Source organism: Streptomyces sp. NPDC054841, assembly GCF_053611045.1.
This window is the reverse complement of sequence record NZ_JBSGZO010000919.1, coordinates 1-1,210: the sequence shown is the minus strand read 5'-3', so window position 1 is coordinate 1,210 and position 1,210 is coordinate 1. Positions and strand designations below refer to the sequence as shown.

The 1,210-nt window shown below is 65.4% G+C and carries 1 protein-coding gene; it reads right to left on the bottom strand.

Features of this window, described 5'->3' with window-relative positions; translation table 11 throughout:
* Positions 1 to 1,210 (bottom strand): beta-ketoacyl synthase N-terminal-like domain-containing protein (locus ACWGI8_RS44435; protein ID WP_453669336.1); only part of this gene is annotated, 1,210 nt, incomplete at both ends.

Below are 1,210 nucleotides of genomic sequence, written 5' to 3'. Positions count from 1 at the left end.
CCCATGTTCGACTTGATCGACCCCAGCCACAACGGCTGATCGGGCTCCCGCTCCTGGCCATAAGTAGCCAGCAGCGCCTGCGCCTCGATCGGATCGCCCAGACGCGTACCCGTCCCGTGCGCCTCCACCACATCCACATCACGAGCCGACAGACCCGCGTTGGCAAGCGCCTGGCGGATGACGCGTTGCTGGGCCGGGCCGTTCGGCGCCGTCAGACCGTTGCTGGCACCATCCTGATTGATGGCTGTGCCACGCACGACGGCGAGGATCTGGTGACCGTTGCGCTGGGCGTCCGACAGACGCTCCACCAGCAGCATGCCCACACCCTCACCCCAGCCAGTGCCGTCCGCACCGTCCGCGAAGGACTTGCAGCGACCGTCCGAGGCCAAACCGCGCTGACGGGAGAACTCGATGAACGTGTCCGGAGTGGACATCACCGTCACACCACCGGCAAGCGCCAGCGAGCACTCACCCCGCCGCAACGCCTGCACCGCCAAATGCACCGCCACCAAAGACGACGAACACGCCGTATCCACACTCAACGCCGGACCCTCCAAGCCCAGCAGATACGACACCCGCCCCGACGCCACACTCCCCGAATTCCCGATACTCAAATACCCTTCGAGACCCTCACCAGCCACCCTGGCCGGATCCACGTAATAGTCCGAACTGGCCACACCGGCGAAGACGCCGGTCTGGCTGCCGCGCAGGGTCGCCGGGTCGATACCCGCCGACTCCAGCGCCTCCCACGACGACTCCAGCAGCAACCGCTGCTGCGGATCCATCGCCAACGCCTCACGCGGCGAAATCCCGAAGAACGCCGGATCAAAATCCCCCGCGTCATAAAGGAAACCACCCTTGGTGGAAATCACCTTCCCCACCGCATCCGGATCAGGATCGTAAAGCCCCTCCACATCCCAACCACGATCCGACGGGAAGTCCCCGACCACATCCGCACACCGCGCCACCACATCCCACAACCCAGCCGGCGACGCCACCCCACCCGGATAACGACACGCCATACCCACAATGGCAATCGACTCGTCATCCACGAAGGCCGTAGCGGCCACGGCAGGTGCGACGGCAGCCCGGTCGGCGTCAAAGCCCAGTTCGGTCAGCAGGTGTTCCACCAACGCGGTGGAATTGGGATAGTCGTAAACCAGCGTGGTAGCCAGCCGCAGACCCGTCGCCGCCCGGAGCCGATTACGCA